At 66.9% G+C, this 6,816-nt stretch carries 6 protein-coding genes; all 6 read left to right on the top strand.

Translation table 11 applies throughout. From position 1 onward, the window contains the following. The first annotated feature begins 50 nt into the window (after positions 1-50). Positions 51-1,661: an ABC-F family ATP-binding cassette domain-containing protein gene (locus Aple_RS41965; protein WP_155350336.1), complete on the top strand. Its 1,611-nt coding sequence runs from the start codon at positions 51-53 to the stop codon at positions 1,659-1,661. 76 nt (positions 1,662-1,737) lie between these two features. Beyond that, positions 1,738-2,523, top strand: a complete 786-nt coding sequence (locus tag Aple_RS41970; protein WP_155350337.1) for a hypothetical protein — start codon at positions 1,738-1,740, stop codon at positions 2,521-2,523. 62 nt (positions 2,524-2,585) lie between these two features. Continuing rightward, positions 2,586-3,689, top strand: a complete 1,104-nt coding sequence (locus Aple_RS41975) for a saccharopine dehydrogenase family protein (RefSeq protein ID WP_155350338.1) — start codon at positions 2,586-2,588, stop codon at positions 3,687-3,689. Between the two features lie 89 nt (positions 3,690-3,778). Then, positions 3,779-5,065, top strand: coding sequence for a UDP-glucose dehydrogenase family protein (locus Aple_RS41980; protein ID WP_218038770.1), 1,287 nt, complete (start codon positions 3,779-3,781; stop codon positions 5,063-5,065). Positions 5,066-5,511: 446 nt separating this feature from the next. Then, positions 5,512-5,829 carry a hypothetical protein gene (locus Aple_RS41985; RefSeq protein WP_218038771.1) on the top strand — a complete coding sequence of 106 codons (318 nt, stop codon included), beginning with the start codon at positions 5,512-5,514 and terminating at the stop codon, positions 5,827-5,829. Positions 5,830-5,954: 125 nt separating this feature from the next. Further along, a partial coding sequence (locus Aple_RS41990) for an RNA polymerase sigma factor (protein WP_170321941.1) occupies positions 5,955-6,816 on the top strand: 862 nt, incomplete at its 3' end.

A 6,816-nucleotide genomic window follows, 5' to 3' on the forward strand; every position in this document is an offset into this window, starting at 1 on the left:
CTCGGGAAAATGGAAGGTACCCTGCGCGAGGACCTGGGAGGGGAATTGTCGTGGGACACGTCGAGGTTGGGCACCTGACCTATGTGCTGCCGGATGGCCGGCCTTTGTTGGATGACGTGTCGTTCCGGATCGGGGAAGGCGTCAAAGCGGCCCTGGTCGGGCCGAACGGCGCCGGGAAGACGACCTTGATGCGGCTGATCTCGGGGGATGTGCAGCCGGTCGAGGGGTCGGTGGCGAGTTCTGGCGGGCTCGGCGTGATGCGGCAGTTCATCGGCAGCATCCGGGACGGGCGGTCGGTGCACGACCTGCTGCTTTCGGTGGCGCCGACCCGGGTGCGGGAGGCGGCCGAGAAGCTGCACGCGATCGAGCTGCTCATGATGGAACGCGACGACGAGAAAACCCAGATGCGGTACGCGCAAGCGATCACCGACTATTCCGACGCCGGTGGTTACGACATCGAGGTGTTGTGGGACACCTGCACGATGGCCGCGATGGGCACGCCGTACGACAATGTGAAATATCGGGAAGTGAACACCCTGTCCGGGGGTGAGCAGAAACGTCTGGTGTTGGAGGCCCTGCTGCGAGGCCCCGACCAGACCCTCCTACTGGACGAGCCGGACAACTACCTGGACGTTCCCGGCAAACTCTGGCTCGAACAAGCCCTCAGGGAAACCCCCAAAACCGTCCTCCTCGTCTCCCACGACCGCCAACTCCTCGCCAACGCCGCCGACCGCATCGTCACCGTCGAATCCGGAAATATCTGGGTTCATGGCGGTGGATTCGCCACGTACGCCGAAGCCCGCAAAGATCGAAACGAACGCCTCGACGAGTTGCGCCGCCGCTGGGACGAGGAGCATGCCAAGCTGAAGCGCCTGGTCGCCATGCTCAAACAGAAGGCGACCTACAACGACGGCATGTCCAGCGCCTACCACGCCGCCCAGACGAGGCTGCGCAAGTTCGAAGAGGCGGGCCCGCCGGAACTCGCCCCCAAGGATCAGCTGATCAACATGCGGCTCCGCGGCGGGCGAACCGGCAAGCGCGCGGTGATCTGCGAAAACGTCGAGCTCACCGGCCTGATGAAACCTTTCGATCTTGAAGTCTGGTACGGCGAGCGGGTCGCCGTACTCGGCTCGAACGGATCGGGAAAATCCCACTTCCTCCGCTTGCTCGCCGGGGAGACCATCCGCCACACCGGCGCGGCCCGGCTCGGCGCGCGGGTCGTCCCCGGCCACTTCGCCCAGACGCATACCCGCCCCGAACTCGCCAAACGCACCCCGTGCGAGATCGTCATGACCGAGCACGCCCGGCTCAAGAACGAGGCCATGAAGATCCTCGCGCGCTACGAGCTGGCCGGAATGATCGCCGATCAGCGATTCGAGACCCTGTCCGGCGGCCAGCAGGCCCGCCTGCAGATCCTCCTGCTCGAGCTCTCCGGCGCGACGTTACTGCTGCTCGACGAGCCGACCGACAACCTTGACCTGGCCAGCGCCGAAGCTCTGCAGGAAGGCCTGAACGCGTTCGACGGCACCGTCCTGGCGGTCACCCACGACCGCTGGTTCGCTGCCGACTTCGACCGGTTCCTGGTTTTCGGCGCCGACGGCCGGGTGTACGAATCACCCGAACCGGTCTGGGACGAAGGCCGCGTTCAACGCGTCCGTTAAAGCTTTCGTCCGTGACGCGCGTGTCCGCCGGACTACCCCGGCGGTCACGCGTTATCACAGCTGAGTGACGCAGCGTATGACAGCACTCATCCTGACCGCCCTGATGGTGCTGGCGGGATGCGGGCAAGACGACTCGAACAAGCCCAGGCAACTCGCCCCGCTCGCACTGAAGGAGCAGGCCTCCTCGGTGGTCAAGGCCAGCGGCGGGTACGTGGTGAACTGGGCGGCCGTTCTCGGCAACCCCAACCGCTGGCATTTCGGTGAGAACACCGTAGCCACGATCAGCGCCCAGGACGCGACCGGCAAGGAGATCGTCCGGATGGAGCAGCCGCTGGACGCAGTCCCTCCGGCGGGCACCCTGGCCTTCACCGGCGAAGCCCTGGCCGCCGCCAAACCGGTCTCCGTGAAGATCAACTACCGGCCGGCGGCGTGGCATCAGGCGGCCCGGATCCCGTCCGCGTTCAAGCCGTTCCCGGTGAGCAAGGTGGCCACCGAGAAGCTCGGGACAGGGTCGTACCTGATCACCGGATACGTCACCGACCCGTTCCAGAAACCCGCGTCGAGCCTGGTGGTGACCGCTTTGCTGCGGGACGCGGCGGGCAAACTGATCGGCGGGGGGACGGCGTTCGTGGACGACGTGCGGTCCAACACCAACCGGCGTTTCATCATCACCGTGGAGAGCGTGAGCGAGGGCGGGGAGGCCAAGTCGACGGAGGTCGTCGCCCGGACGTGGGGGGCCACGGCGAAGCCGTACGAGGATCTGGCGATGGGCGGCGCGAAACCGGTGCACACCGCGAAGCCGCAGACCGAGCCCTTCATCAAGGATCGCGGCGTTCAGGCCATGGTCGAGAAACGGCCGTGAGCCTACCGGAACCCAGATCCCCTCGCTGGATCTTGAAATCCCAATCGGGTTACGGTACAGGCATGACCACCCCCCGGATCGTCCTGTTCGGCGCCACCGGCTTCACCGGGCGGCTCACCGCCGAAGCCCTGCTGGCGCGCGGCGCCCGGCCTTTGCTGGCCGGGCGCGATCCGGCCCGGTTGTCCGCCCTCGCGGCTTCCCTCCCGATCGAACTGCCGACCGCGGTCGCCGACGTGAGCCGCCCCGACTCGGTCCGCAGGATCGTCGAATCCGGCGACGTCCTCATCTCCACCGTCGGCCCGTTCACCCGCTGGGGCGAACCGGCCATTCAGGCCGTCACCGAAGCCGGCGCCATCTACCTGGACTCAACCGGCGAACCCTCCTTCATCAAGCGCGTCTTCCAGCGCTACGGCCCACCCGCCGCCGCCCGCGGCGCCACCCTGATCACCGCATTCGGGTACGACTACGTGCCTGGCAATCTCGCCGCCGCCCTGGCCCTCCGCAAAGCGGGCACCGAAGCGACGCGGGTGGACATCGGCTACTTCGTCCGAGGCAACCTCGCCCGCCGCGCCAGCGCCGGAACCCGCGCCTCCGCGCTCGGCATGATCCTTGAGCCGATGTACGGCTATCGCGACGGGCGTATCCTTCGCGAACACGGCCGAACTCGTCTTTTCACCGTGGGCGGCCGTAAACGCCATGGCATCTCTCTTGGGGCGAGCGAGCACTTCGCGCTCCCGCGCGCGTATCCCAGGCTTCGGGAAGTCAACGTCTATCTCGGCTGGTTGGGTGGCCTCACCCGGGCCGCTGGAGTTTTCGCCCGCGCGACGCCCGTCATCGCATCCTTCCCTGGTGCTCGGCGCGTCACCGAAGCCATGGCTGACCGCGTCATTCGCTCGGGACCTCGAACCTCGTCTTCTGCGGATCCCGCTGTTTCCTCGCAAACCATCGCGGAGACGTACTCATCTGACGGCCGTTTGCTCACCACCGTGCAGCTCAACGGCGGCGACCCCTACGACTTCACGGCCCGCATCCTGGCCTGGGCCGCCACCACCGCCCTCATCGACGGAGTCGGCGGCACCGGCGCCCTGGGCCCCGTAGACGCCTTCGGCCTCAACGCACTCTCCGAAGGTTGCGCGGGCGCCGGCCTCCATATCGCCACAAGCTGACCCGCTCGCTCGATGCGGCGAATCTCGGGCAAGGTGCATCTCTTCGCCGCAGCTCGACATGAGGTTCGACCGTGTGAGAAGGGATGACCATGGTTGGCAGGCCGGTCGCTGTTTTCGGTGGTGGATACATCGGTCTGGTCACCGGTGCCGGTCTCGCCGAGCTCGGCCACCGGGTCGTGGTTCGGGATATCAACCCGGAAAAGATCGAGCTGCTCCAATCCGGCGACATACCGATCTATGAGCCGGGGCTGAGCGAGATGATCGCCCGGAACAAGGAGCGCCTGACCTTCACCCTGGATGCCCAGCACGCGCTGGCCGACGCCGAGATCGTGTACGTATGCGTGGACACGCCACCGTCGGCGTCCGGCGACGCGGACCTCTCCAGGGTCTGGGCGGTCGTGAAATCGCTGGCAGGCGCCTTCCACCTGCGAGCAGTGGTGATGAAGTCGACCGTGCCGGTGGGCACCGGCACTCGCGTGCGGGCCGCGATGGACGCGGGCGGTCTCGCCCACGTGGGGTACGCCTCGAACCCGGAGTTCACCGCTGAAGGCACCGCGGTACATGATTTCCTCCATCCGGACCGGATCGTCATCGGCGCCTTCGACGAGCAGACCGCCCGCCTGATCCAGGAACTCCACCACGGCGTGGACGGACCGGTCGTCGTGATGGACGTGCTGTCCGCCGAGATGGTGAAGCTCGCCTCGAACGCCCTGCTCGCCACGAAGATCAGCTTCATCAACGAGGTCGCCACTCTGTGCGAGAAAACCGGCGCCGACGTCGAGCACGTCGCCCGCGCCGTCGGCCTGGATCACCGCCTCGGCCACCACTTCCTGCGCCCCGGCATCGGCTGGGGCGGCTCCTGCTTCCCCAAGGACTCCGAGGCGCTGCGGCAACTGGCCAGCAACACCGGCTATCACTTGCAGCTGCTGTCGGCGGTGATCGAAGTCAACAACCTGCAGAAGCGGCGAGCCATCCAGAAGCTGAAGGACGAGCTCGGCACGCTGGCAGGCGCGCGGGTGGCGCTGCTGGGGCTGACCTTCAAACCCGGGACTGACGACATGCGGGAGGCGCCGAGCACGGTGCTGGCCGCCCGGCTGCTGGCGGAGGGCGCCGAGGTGCGCTGCTGGGACCCGATGGGTCGTCCGGGCGCCGCGGAGCCCTGGCTTTCGACGAGCCGCCACGCGACGCCTGAACTGGCGGTCGAGGGCGCGGACGCGGCGATCGTGGTGACGGAGTGGCCGCAGCTCAAGGAGGTGGACTGGGCGCGAGCGGCCTCGGTGATGCGACGGCCGGTGCTGTTCGACGGGCGAAACCTGCTGGACCCGGTCGGCATGCGCACACTTGGCTTCACGTACATCAGCGTTGGTCGCCCCTAGCGGGGGAACCACGAGCTCTTTACTGGGTCACCATGGCTCACGGGCCTCGGCGATTCACAGCTTCCCCCCGTCTCTGGGCACCTCACTAGCCCCCGGTCACGGCACCGTCCGGATGCCGCTTCATCCGAGCGACCACGGGGATGACGGGGACGGGCGGAGCCCGAGGTAAAGAAAAGGGCTGGGTGGGTGGGAGAATCCCGGCAATCTCAGCGAATTTGACGACCAAGGTGTGACCGCAGCCTTGGAGAACGCGGCTTCGCGTGACTGCGAACGTTCCTCCAGCACACCATCTCGGCTCGGCCGAATCGGGTTTTGTGTCCGGCTAATCGGTTAATTCTTGTGGTGGTGTTATGAATGCTGGACAGCCGGGTATTTCGTCTCGCGGGCGATACCCGGTTTGTCGTGCTGGCATTTCTGGAAATTTCTGTGGATGGGGGATGGTCTGGATGGGGGCGCATCGGCGGAGTGCGGTGGCCGTACGGTCGATTGGGCAGGTGGGTCCGGCGAGGGTGGACCGGCGGGCCGTGGTCTGGGCGACCAGGCTGGGCTTCGGGTCGTTGCCGCTGCTGTTCCTGGTGGGTGTGGGGGTTATTCCGGCGTTGATCGCGCTTTCGCTGCGGGCGAGGGCGCTGGCCGACATGAGGGAACAGCATGTCTCGGGCACGGATTGGGGGATGGTCCACGCCGCGATGGTCTGCGCGGTGGTGACCTTGATTCTGGCGGGGATCGCCGTGGCCGTCGCCGGGATGGTGTTGCTTTTCTGACCGGTCGGCTAACGATATTGGGCGATTTGGTTGGATAAATGAGGCGCAAGCCGTACTGAATCGAAGGTATGGCATTCGTGGGAATCGCTGGAACTGCTAGTTACTAATCCATTACCTTCGGTTACATGAATGATCGAGTCCTGGTCGAAGCGCTGCGTGACCGCGATCCAGGCGCCCTCGCCGCGCTCTACGATTCGCACGCGGAGAGCATCTATCGATTCTGCTGGGCCATGCTGGGCAGTGCAGACGGGGCCCAGGTGGCGTTGCGGGACACGCTGATCGCCGCCGAGGCCCGCATCGAGTCGCTGGCCGATCCGGAGCAGCTGCAGGCCTGGCTGTTCGCGCTCGCGCGGGGGGAGTGCGCGCGCCGCCGGATGCCGGGGTTCGTGATCACTGATGACACCGATCCGGCGGGGGTGGCCGTCCCGGCGTCCGGCGAGGCCGACGACGACCTGCGGGTCACCGCCTGGAAGGCCACCCAGGCACTGTCGGTCGACGATCGCGAAGTCCTGGAACTCAGCACCCGCCACGGCCTGTCCGGCCCCGACCTCGCCGCCGCTCTCGGCCGTCCGGTACGGCAGGCGGAGTCCTTGCGCGAAGCCGCCACCGAACGCCTGCGAGACGCCGTCACCGCCGAGGTCCTCGCGGGCAAAGGCCCGCACGACTGCGCCAAACGCGCCAAGATCCTCGAAGGCCATACCGGGGATCTCACCACCGAGACACGCGATCAGCTGATCCGGCACATCACCCGCTGCGACACCTGCAAACCACACCGCGACCGCCAGATCGCCGCCGCGAAGGTCTTCGCCCTGCTGCCGTCCGCCACCCTGCCGGACACCCTCCGCGTCCGCGTGATGAGCTGCTTCATCGACCCCGAACTCGTCCCATACCGCACCTACGTGGCCCGACGCGTCGGCACCCTCGACCCCAACGGATTCCCGATCACCGACGAGACGCCAGCCCGCCGCTGGCCACTGATCGCCCTCG

It is taken from the genome of Acrocarpospora pleiomorpha (assembly GCF_009687885.1).
Taxonomy (GTDB): Bacteria; Actinomycetota; Actinomycetes; order Streptosporangiales; family Streptosporangiaceae; genus Acrocarpospora; species Acrocarpospora pleiomorpha.